12 protein-coding genes are annotated in these 14,478 nt (G+C 71.2%); 2 read left to right on the top strand and 10 right to left on the bottom strand.

Features of this window, described 5'->3' with window-relative positions:
* Positions 1-46 precede the first annotated feature (46 nt).
* Positions 47-958, top strand: a complete 912-nt coding sequence (locus AB0O48_RS06630) for an A/G-specific adenine glycosylase (RefSeq protein WP_365063647.1) — start codon at positions 47-49, stop codon at positions 956-958.
* Between the two features lie 869 nt (positions 959-1,827).
* Here AB0O48_RS06630 and AB0O48_RS06625 read toward each other — a convergent pair.
* The 3 genes from AB0O48_RS06625 to lysS all read right to left on the bottom strand — a co-directional run bounded on the left by AB0O48_RS06625 (position 1,828) and on the right by lysS (position 6,847).
* Positions 1,828-4,371, bottom strand: coding sequence for an ATP-dependent Clp protease ATP-binding subunit (locus AB0O48_RS06625; protein ID WP_357252797.1), 2,544 nt, complete (start codon positions 4,369-4,371; stop codon positions 1,828-1,830).
* 510 nt (positions 4,372-4,881) lie between these two features.
* Positions 4,882-5,226, bottom strand: coding sequence for an Lsr2 family protein (locus AB0O48_RS06620; protein ID WP_110563841.1), 345 nt, complete (start codon positions 5,224-5,226; stop codon positions 4,882-4,884).
* A 112-nt stretch (positions 5,227-5,338) separates the two neighbouring features.
* Positions 5,339-6,847: a lysine--tRNA ligase gene (lysS, locus tag AB0O48_RS06615; RefSeq protein WP_357252800.1), complete on the bottom strand. Its 1,509-nt coding sequence runs from the start codon at positions 6,845-6,847 to the stop codon at positions 5,339-5,341.
* A gap of 88 nt (positions 6,848-6,935) precedes the next feature.
* Between lysS and AB0O48_RS06610 the strand changes: the two genes are divergently transcribed.
* Positions 6,936-7,676 (top strand): class I SAM-dependent methyltransferase, encoded by a 741-nt coding sequence (locus AB0O48_RS06610; protein ID WP_357252803.1) that lies wholly within the window; start codon positions 6,936-6,938, stop codon positions 7,674-7,676.
* Between the two features lie 15 nt (positions 7,677-7,691).
* Here AB0O48_RS06610 and AB0O48_RS06605 read toward each other — a convergent pair whose 3' ends face one another.
* From AB0O48_RS06605 to AB0O48_RS06575, 7 genes are all read right to left on the bottom strand, one after another.
* Complete coding sequence (locus AB0O48_RS06605; protein WP_357067967.1) at positions 7,692-8,450, bottom strand: type III pantothenate kinase; 759 nt, start codon at positions 8,448-8,450, stop codon at positions 7,692-7,694.
* Between the two features lie 17 nt (positions 8,451-8,467).
* Positions 8,468-9,364, bottom strand: a complete 897-nt coding sequence (gene nadC, locus AB0O48_RS06600) for a carboxylating nicotinate-nucleotide diphosphorylase (RefSeq protein WP_357570790.1) — start codon at positions 9,362-9,364, stop codon at positions 8,468-8,470.
* Positions 9,361-11,058 (bottom strand): L-aspartate oxidase, encoded by a 1,698-nt coding sequence (locus AB0O48_RS06595; protein ID WP_365063640.1) that lies wholly within the window; start codon positions 11,056-11,058, stop codon positions 9,361-9,363. Before AB0O48_RS06595 ends, nadC begins: the two co-directional genes overlap by 4 nt.
* A 99-nt stretch (positions 11,059-11,157) precedes the next feature.
* Positions 11,158-12,054 (bottom strand): septum formation family protein, encoded by an 897-nt coding sequence (locus AB0O48_RS06590; protein ID WP_357570788.1) that lies wholly within the window; start codon positions 12,052-12,054, stop codon positions 11,158-11,160.
* A gap of 96 nt (positions 12,055-12,150) precedes the next feature.
* Complete coding sequence (gene panD / locus AB0O48_RS06585; RefSeq protein WP_357570787.1) at positions 12,151-12,579, bottom strand: aspartate 1-decarboxylase; 429 nt, start codon at positions 12,577-12,579, stop codon at positions 12,151-12,153.
* Between the two features lie 43 nt (positions 12,580-12,622).
* Positions 12,623-13,471: a pantoate--beta-alanine ligase gene (gene panC / locus AB0O48_RS06580; protein WP_365063636.1), complete on the bottom strand. Its 849-nt coding sequence runs from the start codon at positions 13,469-13,471 to the stop codon at positions 12,623-12,625.
* Complete coding sequence (locus AB0O48_RS06575; RefSeq protein ID WP_365063633.1) at positions 13,468-14,451, bottom strand: Rossmann-like and DUF2520 domain-containing protein; 984 nt, start codon at positions 14,449-14,451, stop codon at positions 13,468-13,470. Before AB0O48_RS06575 ends, panC begins: the two co-directional genes overlap by 4 nt.
* Positions 14,452-14,478: the final 27 nt, after the last annotated feature.

Here is a 14,478-nt window from a genome sequence, read left to right as displayed (position 1 = left end):
CCGCCCAACCAGCGGGACCCCGGCGCGTGACATCATCGACGTCGCCATGACTCAGCCCGATTTCGCCACCCTGGTCAGCCGATGGTTCCAGCAACACGCCCGCGACCTCCCCTGGCGTGCGCCGGACACCAGCCCGTGGGCCATCCTGGTCAGCGAGGTCATGCTTCAACAGACACCCGTGGTCCGGGTGGTGCCGGCCTGGCAGGCATGGCTGGCCCGCTGGCCGGACCCGGCAGCGTTGGCGGCGGACAGCCCCGCCGAGGCGATCCGGATGTGGGGACGCCTCGGCTACCCCCGTCGGGCGATTCGGCTGCGAGAATGCGCGGTGGCGATCGTCGACCGGCACGGCGGCCAGGTCCCGGACCGCCTGGAGCAACTGCTGGCCCTGCCGGGAGTCGGGACGTACACGGCACGGGCGGTGGCTGCATTCGCGTACGGGCAGCGGCACCCGGTGGTCGACACCAACGTGCGACGGGTGGTCTGCCGGGCGGTAGCCGGCGAGCCGGACGCCGGGCCGGTCACCCGGCCAGCCGACCTGGTCGCCACCGAAGAGCTACTCCCGACGGAACCGGCCGCGGCGGCGCTGGCCAGCGCCGCGTTCATGGAACTGGGCGCGGTCATCTGCACCGCCCGGTCGCCGCGCTGCCCGACCTGCCCGGTCGAGTCGATCTGCGCGTGGCGGGCTTCCGGCCGGGAGGCCCCAACAGGTCCAACCCGCCGACCCCAGCGGTACGCGGGCACCGACCGACAGGTACGCGGCCTGCTGCTCGGGGTGCTCCGGGACGCCACCGGTCCGGTGCCGCACGAACGGCTTGACCAGGTCTGGACCGACGACGTGCAGCGCGCCCGAGCCCTGGCCGGCCTGGTGCAGGACGGGCTCGTCGAACCGGCCGACACCGATTCCTTCCGCCTCGCCGGCGACGGTCCCTCCTTCCCCACCGCCGACCTCACCAGCTGACTCACCGGCCTCCGCTGGGAGGGTGCCACCGAGACGGCCCCCGCTGGGGAAGGTCCTCCTGGGGAGGCCGCGCCTGGGCGCCTTCGCTGCGGCCTCCGCTGGGGCGGCCCCGCCTGGGGCGGTCTCCGCCTGGGGCGGCCTCCGCCTGGGGCGGCCTCCGCCTGGGGCGGGTTCCGTCCAGCCCAGCCCGACCAACCACGCACATCTGGCGGACGGCCCTCGAGCACCCCAAGATCGTGCTCGATCCCGGATGTAGTGGTGTCGTCGCGCGCCGGATACCCCTAAATCCTGGATGTTGCGTGATCTTGCGGCTGGGTGCTCCGCCGGGAGGCCACGCCCCAACCCGACCTCGACACTCCGCCCCGCGCTCCGGCCCCGTCCCTTCTCTCACCCGCAACATCAGGGAAAGTGCTGCCTCCGGACCCGCTGAGGCAGCACTTTCCCTGATGTTGCGTGGATCTTGCCTGAGATGGCACGGCTAGCGCGACGGGCGCGGCACGCGCGCGGGCGGGCACAGGCGCAGGCAGGCACAGGCGCGGCCCGGCACAGCCACGGGCACGGGCGCGCGCAGCCACGGGCGCGGCACGGGCGCAGGCAGGCACGTGCTGGGCGGGCACGGGCACGGGCTGGGCGGGCACGGGCTGGGCGGACACGGGCGCGACACAGGCGCGGGCGCGACACAGGCGCGGGCGCGACACAGGCGCGGGCGCGACACAGGCACGGGCGCGACACAGGCACGGGCGCGACACAGGCACGGGCGCTGGCGCGGCACCGGCGGTGCGGTGTGGGTGACCTTCGGGGTAGCGCAACGAGGGGCGGGGCCCCGATGGCTCACGCCACCGAGACCCCGCCCCGTACTGCTGGTTGTGCTACTCGTCCGTGGCCGCTGCGGCGGTGCCAGCGGCAGTGCCACCGAGGTCGGCCGGCACGGCGTCCGGAACTTCGACCGGCTTGTCCGCGCCCCGGAAGACGAGCTTGGACTTGTCGATGTCGTTCGGATCGCCCTCGCAGTCCACCACGACGATCTGACCCGGGGTCAGCTCGTTGAACAGGATCCGCTCGGAGAGGTTGTCCTCGATGTCGCGCTGGATCGTGCGACGAAGCGGACGGGCACCGAGCACCGGGTCGAAGCCCTTCGCCGCCAGGTACTTCTTGGCGTTGTCGGTCAGCTCCAGACCCATGTCCTTGTTGCGCAGCTGGCCCTCGATCCGCTGGATCATGATGTCCACGATCGAGAGGATCTCGGTCTGACGCAGCTGGTGGAAGACGATGGTGTCGTCGATCCGGTTGAGGAACTCAGGCCGGAAGTGCTGCTTGAGCTCGTCGTTGACCTTCTGCTTCATCCGGTCGTAGTTGGACTCGGAGTCCTCCGACGCCTGGAAGCCCAGCGACACCGCCTTGGCGACGTCACGGGTGCCCAGGTTGGTGGTCAGGATGATGACCGTGTTCTTGAAGTCCACGATCCGACCCTGACCGTCGGTGAGCCGACCGTCCTCGAGGATCTGGAGCAGCGTGTTGAACACGTCCGGGTGGGCCTTCTCGATCTCGTCGAAGAGGACCACCGAGAACGGCCGACGCCGCACCTTCTCGGTCAGCTGCCCGCCCTCGTCGTAGCCGACGTAGCCGGGAGGGGCACCCACGAGCCGGGAGACCGTGTAACGGTCGTGGAACTCGGACATGTCCAGCTGGATGAGGGCATCCTCGCTGCCGAAGAGGAACTCGGCGAGCGCCTTGGACAGCTCGGTCTTACCGACACCGGACGGGCCGGCGAAGATGAACGAGCCCGACGGGCGCTTCGGGTCCTTCAGGCCGGCCCGGGTACGCCGGATCGCCTTCGAGACCGCCTTGACCGCATCCTCCTGGCCGATGACGCGCTTGTGCAGCTCGTCCTCCATGCGCAGCAGGCGAGAGGTCTCCTCCTCGGTCAGCTTGTAGACCGGGATGCCGGTCCAGTTGCCGAGCACCTCGGCGATCTGCTCGTCGTCAACCTCGCTGACGACGTCCAGGTCACCGGCCTTCCACTCCTTCTCCCGCTGGGCCTTCTGGCCGAGCAGCTGCTTCTCCTTGTCGCGCAGCTGGGCGGCACGCTCGAAGTCCTGCGCGTCGATCGCGGACTCCTTGTCGCGACGCACCTGGGCGATGCGCTCGTCGAAGTCACGCAGGTCTGGCGGCGCGGTCATCCGACGGATCCGCATCCGGGCACCGGCCTCGTCGATCAGGTCGATCGCCTTGTCCGGCAGGAAGCGGTCGGAGATGTACCGGTCGGCCAGCGTCGCGGCGGCCACCAGGGCGGCATCGGTGATCGAGACCCGGTGGTGCGCCTCGTACCGGTCGCGCAGGCCCTTGAGGATCTCGATGGTGTGCGCCAGCGACGGCTCACCCACCTGGATCGGCTGGAACCGGCGCTCGAGAGCGGCGTCCTTCTCCAGGTGCTTGCGGTATTCGTCGAGCGTGGTGGCGCCGATGGTCTGCAGCTCACCACGGGCCAGCATCGGCTTGAGGATGCTCGCGGCGTCGATCGCGCCCTCGGCGGCACCCGCACCCACCAGGGTGTGGATCTCGTCGATGAACAGGATGATGTCGCCGCGGGTGCGGATCTCCTTGAGCACCTTCTTGAGGCGCTCCTCGAAGTCACCGCGGTAACGGGAACCGGCGACGAGCGCACCCAGGTCGAGCGTGTAGAGCTGCTTGTCCTTGAGAGTCTCGGGCACCTCGCCCTTGATGATCTTCTGGGAAAGCCCCTCCACCACGGCGGTCTTACCGACGCCGGGCTCACCGATCAGGACCGGGTTGTTCTTGGTACGGCGGGAGAGCACCTGCATGACCCGCTCGATTTCCTTCTCGCGCCCGATGACCGGGTCGAGCTTGCCCTCGCGGGCGGCCTGGGTCAGGTTGCGGCCGAACTGGTCCAGCACCAGGCTGGTCGACGGCGCGGCCTCACCCGGCGCGGCGCCCGCCGCGGCAGGCTCCTTGCCCTGGTAGCCGGAGAGCAGCTGGATCACCTGCTGGCGGACCCGGTTGAGGTCGGCGCCGAGCTTGACCAGCACCTGGGCGGCGACGCCCTCGCCCTCGCGGATCAGCCCGAGCAGGATGTGCTCGGTGCCGATGTAGTTGTGGCCGAGCTGCAGCGCCTCGCGCAGCGACAGCTCCAGCACCTTCTTGGCCCGCGGCGTGAACGGGATGTGCCCGCTCGGCGCCTGCTGGCCCTGGCCGATGATCTCCTCGACCTGCTGGCGGACGCCCTCCAGGGAGATGCCGAGGCTCTCCAGGGCCTTTGCCGCGACGCCTTCACCTTCGTGGATCAGGCCCAGCAGGATGTGTTCCGTACCGATGTAGTTGTGGTTGAGCATCCGGGCCTCTTCTTGGGCCAGGACGACAACCCGTCGCGCTCGGTCGGTGAACCGCTCGAACATGCCCTCGTGCTCCTCACGTGCCGTGCGCCTTGATGGTCAAGATCTTGGCGGGGCCGGTGCACGAACGTCCGGGACGGGCGTCCGTGCCTCCTTACTCTATCGTCGCTGACCGACTCAGCTGAGGTCGTGTGTCTCCGGTCTGGGTCGGTTGCACGTCGTTTTGGACAACCGTCCGCGCTCAGGAGGTGTTCCGGTAGTCCTGTCGCTACGCGCAGAGCGAAATCCGACTGGCACGACCGGAGCCCGATCCGGGCCTCGGAAGCGCTCCGGAAGCCCCCGGAGGGGGTAAACCGGGCTTGCGACGACCGCTGCGCCCAACCCTGGGGAGGGTTGTCCACAGGCTGTGGATAGTTGCTCCACTGGTTGTGGACAACGTCGGTGGAGGCGGAATGCTTCCCGCACCGCGGACCCCTTACCGCGGACCCGGAGACGGCGACGCCGGCCCGGAGAACCACTCCGGCCCGGCGTCGGTGTCGCCTGTGGGGGCGACTGGCACCCACCGCTGATGGATCAGCGCTTCGCGTGGTACTCGTCAACGATCTCCTGCGGGATACGACCCCGGTCCGAGATGTCCTTGCCGGCCTTCTTGGCCCACTCCCGGATCGCCTTGTTCTGTTCCCGATCGGCGGTCGCGCCGCCCCGACCGCGAGCAGCACGCCCACCGATCACCACGCCGCCCCGGCCGACCTTGGTGCCGGCGCCCACGTACGAGGCAAAAGCGTCGCGCAATTTAGCGGCGTTGGCACTCGACAGGTCGATCTCGTACTGAACGCCGTCGAGGGCGAACTTGACGGTCTCGTCCGCGTCCCCGCCGTCCAGGTCATCGACCAGCTTGTGAATGATCTGCTTGGCCACGTCCCACATTCCTTTCGAGCAGGGCACTCCTGCTAACGAGAGCACAATAACCCCCGCAGTACTTGCCACGTCAATAGGATGCCGTTACGGCGTGGGGTGAGCCGGGCGCGCCCTACTCGGGGCGGACCAACGGGAAGAGGATCGTTTCCCGAATTCCGAGGCCGGTCAGGGCCATCAACATCCGGTCGATTCCCATTCCCATACCGCCGGACGGTGGCATTCCGTACTCCATCGCCCGCAGAAAGTCCTCGTCGAGGCGCATCGCCTCGTCGTCGCCACGGGCCGCGAGCTGCGCCTGGGCCACCAGCCGCTCCCGCTGGACGACCGGGTCGACCAGCTCGGAGTATCCGGTGCCCAGCTCGAATCCGAGCACGTAGAGGTCCCACTTCTCGGCCAGCCCCGGCTCACTGCGGTGGCCCCGGGTGAGCGGGCTGGTCTCCTCCGGGTAGTCCCGCACGAAGGTGGGAGCCACCAGGCTGGGGACGACCAACTCCTCGAACAGTTCCTCGGCCAGCTTGCCCGGCCCCCACTTCGGGTCGACCGCCAATCCCACCTTGTCCGCGTACTCCACCAGGCGGGATCGGTCGGTGCGGACCGTGACCTCCTCGCCGAGCGCTTCGGAAAGCACGCCGAAGAGTGTCACCGACCGCCACTCGCCGCCCAGGTCGAACTCGCGTCCGTCGGCGTGGGTCACCACCATCGAACCGCTGACCGCGATCGCCGCCTGTTGCACAAGATTACGGGTCAGCTCGCCGATCGTGTCGTAGTCGCCGTACGCCTGGTACGTCTCCAGCATCGCGAACTCCGGCGAGTGCGAAGAGTCGACACCCTCATTACGGAAGTTGCGGTTGATCTCGAAGACGCGGTCGACGCCGCCAACCACAGCGCGCTTGAGAAACAGTTCCGGAGCGATTCGCAGATACAGATCGGTGCTCAACGCATTGCTGTGGGTCACGAACGGTCGGGCCGTCGCACCACCATGCAGCAGTTGCAGCATCGGCGTTTCCACCTCGATGAAGCCCTGCCCGTGCAGTGAATCGCGCAGACTGCGCACGGCGGCGGCTCGGGTACGGACCATGTCCCGTGCCTGCGGCCGGACGATCAGGTCGACGTAACGCTGCCGGACTCGGGCCTCCTCGGAGAGCGGCTTGTGCGCCACCGGCAACGGTCGCAGCGCCTTGGCGGTCATGTCCCACTGCTGCGCCAGCACCGACAACTCACCCCGACGACTGGTGATCACCTCACCGGTGACGCCGACCTGGTCGCCGAGGTCGACCAGGCGCTTCCACGCCTCCAACCGCTCTGGGCCGACCCGGTCCAGTGAGAGCATCGCCTGCAACTCGGTGCCGTCGCCGTCGCGCAGGGTCGCGAAGCACAGCTTCCCGGTGTTGCGTACGAAGATCACCCGGCCGGTGACCGCGACCTGGTCGCCGGTCGCGGTGTCGGTCGGCAGGTCGGCGTAGCGGGTCCGGATCTGCGCCAGGGTGGTCGTCCGGGCAAAGCCGACCGGGTAGGGCTCGATGCCCTCGGCGAGCATCCGGTCCCGCTTCTCCCGGCGGACCTTCATCTGCTCGGGAAGGTCGTCGGCGGGGTCCACTGGCACGGCGTTCTGCTCGCTCACGGCACGCTTCCTCAGGGAGTTTTCGGCGGGGTCAGCCCCTGAGCGTACTCATGCCGCCAGGGGGTCGTTACCGGATAACCTGCCCGTCATGGCGAATCACACTCAGGCCCTGTCGTTCGGTGCGGCGGCAGCGGAGTACGACCGGCTTCGACCCCGTTACCCGCAGGCCGCGGTCCGCTGGGCGCTGGAGGGACTGGGCGACGCCGCCCGGGTCGTCGACCTGGGCGCGGGCACCGGCATCCTCACCCGCGAGGTGCTCGCGCTCGGGCACGAGGTGACGCCGGTGGAACCCGATCCGGGCATGCGCGCCCAACTGGCGGTGGCCACCCCGGGCGTCGACTCCCTGGCTGGTGGAGCGGAGTCCGTTCCCCTGCCGGACGGGGCAGCGGACGCGGTGTTGGTCGGACAGGCCTACCACTGGTTCGACCGGGAGCGGGCACATGCGGAGATCGCCCGCGTGCTCCGGACCGACGGCACGTTCGCCCCGATCTGGAACATCCGGGACGATCGGGTCGAGTGGGTGGCCGAGCTGGGTCGAATCGCCCACATGGGCAGCAACGCCGACAACCTCATCGAGTCGGTGACCACGTTCGGCCCGGCGTTCGGCGACGTGGAGCTCGGTGAGTTCAGCCAGCGCACCGCCCTCACCGTGGACGAGGTCGTCGGCATGATGCGCACCCGCTCGTACTACCTCACCGCCGACCAATCGAGCCAGGAGGCCGTGGAGCGGGAGTTGCGCGACCTCCTCGCCACCCATCCGGACCTGGCCGGACGGGACCGCGTGGAGCTGCCGTACCGGACGCTTGTCTTCCGAGCCCGCCGGCGCTGACGGTCCACTGCGGCGTCAGAGGTTGCGCTCGTAGACCATCCGGAGGCCGATCAGCGTGATCATCGGCTCGTGGTGGGTGATGGTGCGACACTCGTTGATCACCAGGGAGGCCAGCCCGCCGGTGGCGATCACGGCCTTCACCTCGCCCAGCTCCTCGGTCATCCGCTCCACGATGCGGTCCACCTGCCCGGCGAAGCCGAAGTACAGGCCGGCCTGGAGGCACTCCACGGTGTTCTTGCCGATCACCGAGCGGGGCTTGGTGGCCTCGACCTTGCGCAGCTGGGCCGCCCGGGCGGCCAGCGCGTCGAAGGAGATCTCGATGCCCGGGGCGAACGCCCCGCCGAGGAACTCGCCGCGACCGCTGATCACATCGAAGTTGGTGGTGGTACCGAAGTCCACCACGATCGACGGCCCGCCGTAGAGGGAGTACGCGGCCAGCGTGTTCACCACCCGGTCGGCGCCCACCTCCTTCGGATTGTCGATCGCCAACTGCACCCCGGTCCGCACGCCCGGCTCGACGATCACGCTCGGCAGGTCGGCGTAGTAGCGGCCGAGCATGGTGCGCAGCGAGCGCAGCGCGGCCGGCACGGTCGAGCAGGCGGCCACGCCGGTGATCTCGACGTTGTCCCCGGCGAGCAGCCCGCGGAACATGAGGCCCAACTCGTCCGCCGTCGAGCGGGCATCGGTCTTGATCCGCCAGGAGTGCACCAGCTTGTCGCCGTCGAAGGTCGCCAGCACGGTGTTGGTGTTTCCGATGTCGATGCAGAGCAGCACGCACGCAGCCTAGACAACTAGTCGGTGCGCAGGTCCAGCGCGATGTCCAGGATCGGCGACGAGTGGGTCAACGCGCCCACCGAGAGGAAGTCGACGCCGGTCGCCGCGTACCGGCCCGCCACCTCCAGGGTCAACCCGCCGGTCGCCTCCAACTCCGCCCGGTCGCCCACCGCGGCCACCGCCTCGGCCAGCACCTCGGGCGTCATGTTGTCGCAGAGCAGGAAATCCGCCCCGGCCTCCACCGCCTCGACCGCCTCGTCGACGGTGGTTACCTCGACCTGCACCGGCACCTCCGGGAACGCCTCCCGGACCCGCCGATAGGCCGCCGTGATACTTCCGGCCGCCACCTTGTGGTTGTCCTTGATCATGGCAACGTCGTAGAGGCCCATCCGCTTGTTGGTGCCCCCACCGGCCCGCACCGCGTACTTCTCCAGCGCCCGCAGGCCCGGCGTCGTCTTGCGGGTGTCCAGCACCATCGCCTTCGTACCGGCCAACGCGTCCGCCCAGGCACGGGTGTGGGTGGCCACCCCGGACATCCGGCAGAGCAGGTTCAGCGCCGTCCGCTCGGCCGTCAGCAGCAGCCGGGTCGGGCCGGTCACCGTCGCCAGCACCGCGCCGCGGGCCACCCGCTCACCGTCGTGGGCCAACACCGACACCTCGACGGTACGACCGAAGCCGGTCACCTCGCCCACCAGCTCGAACACGGCGGCGGCCACCGCCATCCCGGCCAGCACACCATCCGCGCGAGCCACCAGGTCGGCGGTGTCGGTCTGTTCCGCCGGAATGGTGGCCACGCTCGTGACGTCCAGGAAATCGGGACCCAGATCCTCGACCAGCGCGGTCTCGATCACCTGCCGCACCTGCGCCGGATCCAGCCCGCCCGCCCGCAACGCCGCCTCTGTCGACCCCGTCATGACGATGTCCCCTCCCACTGTTGGCCCACCCGGCCCTCCGCCCCGACCGACCCGACCAGGTGACCCAGCCACCGTTCGTCGGCCGTCGGGAAGTCCTCCCGCCAGTGGCAGCCCCGGGTCTCGCCACGCGCGTACGCGGCGGCCACCAGCGTCGACGCCACCGTGAGCAGGTTGGTCGCCTCCCAGTCGGCGGTCCGCGGCCGGCCCCGGGCAACGCCCAACTCCCGCAGCGTTCCGGCGGTCCCCGCCAGCGTCGCCGCGGATCGGAGCACCCCGGCGCCCCGGGTCATCGCCCGTTGCAGGGTCGGCGTCGCCGCCGCGGGCAGCACCCAGCCCTCGCCTCCGCGCCAGGCGCCGGTGTCGGCCGGCTGAACCTGCTCGGGCAGGCCCGCCGCGATGTCCTCGGCGATCCGCCGGGAGAAGACCAGACCCTCCAGCAGCGAGTTGCTGGCCAACCGGTTCGCGCCGTGCACACCCGTGCAGGCCACCTCGCCGCAGGCGTACAGGCCCGGGATGGAGGTGCGGCCGCGCAGGTCGGTGCGGACACCGCCGGAGGCGTAGTGGGCGGCCGGCGCCACCGGGATCAGGTCGGTCGCCGGGTCCACGCCGATCGCCAGGCAGGACGCCACGATGGTGGGGAACCTACCGGCCAGGAAGTCGCCGCCCAGGTGCCGTGCGTCGAGGAAGACGTGGTCATCGCCGGTGGCCAGCAACACCCGGTGGATGCCCTTGGCCACCACGTCCCGGGGTGCCAGCTCGGCCAACTCGTGCTGACCCACCATGAACCGCTTGCCGTCGGCGTCCACCAGGTACGCGCCCTCACCGCGCAGCGCCTCGGAGACCAGCGGCTGCTGCGCGTGCCCGGCACCGGGCACTCCCGCGCCGGGCGGGGTGATCAGGGCGGTCGGGTGGAACTGGACGAACTCCACGTCGGTCACCGCCGCGCCGGCCCGCATCGCGAGCGCGACCCCGTCGCCGGTGGAGACCGCCGGGTTGGTGGTGGCCGCGAAGATCTGCCCCATCCCGCCGGTGGCGAGCACCACCGCGCGGGCCAGCAGCGCGCCGACGCCGTCCTCGCTGCCCTCACCGAGCACGTGCAGGGTGATCCCGCAGGCCGGGCCGAGCCCGTCCGGGCCGTCGCCCGGCGCTCGCAGCAGATCCAGGACCAGGGCGTGTTCGACGAGTCGGATCCACGGGTCGCGCTGCACCGCCGCGTGCAGCGCCCGCTGCACCTCCGCGCCGGTGGCGTCACCGCCGGCGTGCACGATCCGGTCCGCCCGGTGGCCGCCCTCGCGGGTCAACATCAACGATCCGTCCGGATGGCGATCGAACTCGGCGCCGATGCGCATCAGCTCCCGCAGCCGGGCCGGACCCTCCTCGACCAGCACCCGTACCGCCGCCGGGTCGCAGAGCCCGACCCCGGCGATCTGGGTGTCACGGGCGTGCGCCGCGGGGGTGTCCGTCGGGTCGAGCACGGCGGCGATGCCGCCCTGTGCCCACCGCGTCGAGCCGTCGTCGATGTTGACCTTGGTGACCACCGTGACGTGCAGGCCCGCCTCCCGCAGGTGCAGCGCCGCGGTCAACCCGGCCACCCCGGAACCCACCACGATCACGTCGGTGGTCTCCACCCAGCCGGGCGCGGGCGCGGCCAGCAACGCGGGCAGGGCCGGCAGTTCGACGGTCGGAAGGTCCATCCCCCCAGTCAACCCGAACCATCCTCGCTCGGGGCGGCGGGGGCGGGACGAGTGTTTTGGGCTACCCCGTCCGGCGCCGCGCCGGCCGTCAGCCGGTGGTCACTTCGTCCGGACCGGAAGGCCGGCCGGGCCGGTGCCCTTCAGCGAGGCGGTCACCGTACGGTCGCTGAGCCACAGGTAGCAGCGGACGCCTCGGTCACCGACCCGCCAGCGCCCCGCACCCGGCGGACGGACCACCAACCCGCTGCGAAAGCGCAGGTCGACGTCGTCCGGCACACCCACGTACCGGCCGAGGACGCTGCGGCAGCCGGTGTACAGCGGCTCCCAGTCGGCGTCCCGGGTCGGGTACGCCATCTCCGGCGCGCGCCACACCCCGACGAACTCGGCGTCGTGCCGTTGCGCGCACTCCACCGGAATCAGCGTGCGCACCCCCGCACCGGCCGCGGTGCGGGTCTGCTGGCAACCGAGGCGCAGCCCGGCAGGCCCCTTCAACGCATCCCGCAGGCTGCCCGACCGGACCACAACGGTGGCCGCGGCCTCGACCGTGGTCAGCTCGGTCAGGTCACACCGGAACCACCGGGAACCGGCCGCCCAGCCCGGCCCCGAGGGCAACGCCACCGACAACCGCAGCCGGCCGGCCCGCCAGTCGTCGCCCACGTACCCGGTCGCCCGGGTGTCGCACTCGGTGAAGGCGCCCCGCAACTCCGCCGAACCACCCGCCGGCGCACTCGCCCGCTCGACCGGAAACGCCCCCACATGCACCGTTTCCAGCCGGTGCGGGCCGGCGCAGTCCACCGGCTCGTAGGCGGCCAGGGTGACCACATCGGTGAAGTCGGCGGCCTGACAGACACCGGCGGCCGGGGTGAACGCCGTCGCCGGCGGCAGCGCCGCCCAGTCGTCGGTCAGGTCACCGTCCAGATCACCCGACCCGGCACACCCAGCGAGCAGCACCGCCGTCACGGCAGCGGCGAACACGGTCGTCCTGGCACTGCGCATAGCGGCCTCCCCCAGCCACCGACCGGCTTCCGCCAGCGCGCCAAGGGTAACCGGAAATGACCTTCCGGTAACAGACCGGAATCGCCTCGCGCGGGATCAGACTCCGGACACGGCCAACGGGCTGGGCACCGGGTGGCCGGCCGTGCCGGGCGCCGCCGCGGCCGGGTCGGCACCCAACTCGAGAACCCGGTTGTCGGCGTCCACGTGCACCACCCGTGGGCGGTACGAGCGGGCCTCGGCGTTGTCCATCTGGGCGTACGAGATCAGGATGACCAGGTCACCGGGGTGCACCAGGTGCGCGGCGGCACCGTTGATGCCGATCACGCCGCTGCCCCGCACGCCGGGAATCACGTACGTCTCCAGCCGTGCGCCGTTGGTGATGTCCACGATCGCCACCTGCTCTCCGGGGAGCAGGTCGGCGGCGTCGAGCAGGTCCTCGTCCACCGTCACCGAACCGACGTAGTGCAGGTCGGCCTGGGTCACCGTGGCCCGGTGGATCTTCGACTTGAGCATGGTCCGCAGCATCGGGGTGGCCTTTCACGAAGTGGTGGAGGGTGGTGCGGCCCGGTCAGGGGCGCGGGGCGAGGTGGATCGCCGCGTTGTCGATCAAGCGGGTCGCGCCCACCCAGGCGGCGATCACCAGCCGCGCCGGCCCGGCGACCGGCCCCGGGTCCAACTCGGGGTCGGTGAGCACCAGGTAGTCGAGGCGGGCACCCGGCGTACCGGCACCGAACGCGGCGTGCGCGGCGGTCAGCACCGCACCCGCGTCCAGGCCGTCCTCGGCGGCCCGCGCACCGGCCCGCAACGCGGCGGACAGGCTCAGCGCCGCGGCCCGCTCCGACTCGCTCAGGTAGCGGTTGCGGCTGGACAGCGCCAATCCGTCCGGCTCCCGGACGGTCGGCACGCCGACCACCTCGACCGGCACGTCCAGGTCCCGGGTCATTCGCCGGACCAGGGTGAGCTGCTGGTAGTCCTTCTCGCCGAAGAACGTCAGGTCGGGTCGGGTGAGCTGGAGCAGCTTCAGCACCACGGTGAGCACCCCGTGGAAGAACCCGGGGCGGCTCGCGCCCTCCAACTCCGCGCCGAGCGGACCCGGGTCGAGGCGGACTTGGGGCTGGCCGTCCGGGTACATGTCCGCCACCGACGGGGCGAAGACGAGGTCCGCGCCCGCCCGCCGGCACACCTCCAGATCGGCGTCCAGGGTGCGTGGGTAGCGGTCGAAGTCCTCGTTCGGCCCGAACTGCAACGGGTTCACGAAGATCGTCACCAGCACGTGGTCGGCCTGTTCCCGGGCCGCGCGCAGCAACGTCTCATGCCCCGAGTGCAGGGCGCCCATCGTCATCACGACCCCGACCGTGCCCTTCAGAGCGGCCCGCGCCTCGGCCAGCTCCGCGCGCGAGTGCACGAGCTGTGTCATAGCGCCCCCTCGGTTCGCAGGATCGGCTCACTCCTCGCGAGCACGCCGAGCAGCGACTGCGCGTCCACCGGCCGCAGTCGGCCGGCGGCGATCGCCCGGTCGGCGGTACGGCGGGCCAACGCGAGATAGGCGGGGACGGACTCCGGTGCGGTGGCGGCCAACCGGGCCAGGTGCCGCTGGACGGTGCCCGCGTCGCCCCGGGAGACCGGACCGGTCAACGCGTCGTCACCGAGGCGCAGCGCATTTTCCAGGGCGGCTCGTAGCAGCGGGGCCAGTACCTTCTCCGGTCGGGCCACCCCGGCGTCGCGCAGCCGGTCGGTTGCCTCGTTCACCAGGGTCACCAGGTGGTTCGCGCCGTGGGCCAACGCGGCGTGGTACAGCGGGCGGTCCGACTCGGCCACCCACTCGGGCACGCCGCCCAGGTCGGCGACCAGCCGGGCGGCGAGGGGGCGCAGCTCCGCCGGGGCGGTCACCCCGTACGAGATGCCCTCCAGCCGGGCCAGGTCGTCCGGCGTACCGGTGAAGGTCATCGCGGGGTGCAGAGCGAGTGGCCGGGCGCCGACCGCGGCGGCCGGCGACAGCACGGTCAGGCCGTGCGCGCCGGAGGTGTGCGCGACGATCTGACCCGGACGCAGCGCGCCCCGTTCGGCGAGGTCGGCCACCACACCGGCCAACGCGTCGTCCGGCACCGCGATCAGCAGCAGGTCGGCGGCGGCGTGGGCGACGGCGGCGGCCGGGCGGCGGGGCACCTCGGGCAGCAGCAGGGCGAGGCGGGCCTGGCTGGCCCCGGAGTCGCCGGTGACGGCGACCACGCGGTGCCCGGCGGCGACGAGTGCGGCGCCCAGGACGGCTCCGACCCGACCGGCGCCAACGACGCCGACGGTGAGCAGGCGGGAGGAGGGGGCGCCGATGACGGCGCGATCCCGCGATGCGGCGGACCCGTGCGGGGCTGCCGGACGCGGGCGCAACGGTGCGCTCATGACGACGATCCAGTCCACGAGGAGGGG

It is taken from the genome of Micromonospora sp. NPDC085948 (assembly GCF_040686315.1).
Taxonomy (GTDB): domain Bacteria; phylum Actinomycetota; class Actinomycetes; order Mycobacteriales; family Micromonosporaceae; genus Micromonospora.
The sequence above is the reverse complement of the archived record's forward strand: the minus strand, read 5'-3'. Positions and strand labels throughout refer to the sequence as shown.

Bases quoted from the DNA above. Each gene is read 5' to 3' on its own strand.
- AB0O48_RS06630 (WP_365063647.1), top strand. From the start codon at position 47: ATGACTCAGCCCGATTTCGCCACCCTGGTCAGCCGATGGTTCCAGCAA.
- AB0O48_RS06625 (WP_357252797.1), bottom strand. From the start codon at position 4,371: ATGTTCGAGCGGTTCACCGACCGAGCGCGACGGGTTGTCGTCCTGGCC.
- AB0O48_RS06610 (WP_357252803.1), top strand. From the start codon at position 6,936: ATGGCGAATCACACTCAGGCCCTGTCGTTCGGTGCGGCGGCAGCGGAG.
- nadC (WP_357570790.1), bottom strand. From the start codon at position 9,364: ATGACGGGGTCGACAGAGGCGGCGTTGCGGGCGGGCGGGCTGGATCCG.
- AB0O48_RS06595 (WP_365063640.1), bottom strand. From the start codon at position 11,058: ATGGACCTTCCGACCGTCGAACTGCCGGCCCTGCCCGCGTTGCTGGCC.
- AB0O48_RS06590 (WP_357570788.1), bottom strand. From the start codon at position 12,054: ATGCGCAGTGCCAGGACGACCGTGTTCGCCGCTGCCGTGACGGCGGTG.
- panD (WP_357570787.1), bottom strand. From the start codon at position 12,579: ATGCTGCGGACCATGCTCAAGTCGAAGATCCACCGGGCCACGGTGACC.
- panC (WP_365063636.1), bottom strand. From the start codon at position 13,471: ATGACACAGCTCGTGCACTCGCGCGCGGAGCTGGCCGAGGCGCGGGCC.
- AB0O48_RS06575 (WP_365063633.1), bottom strand. From the start codon at position 14,451: ATGAGCGCACCGTTGCGCCCGCGTCCGGCAGCCCCGCACGGGTCCGCC.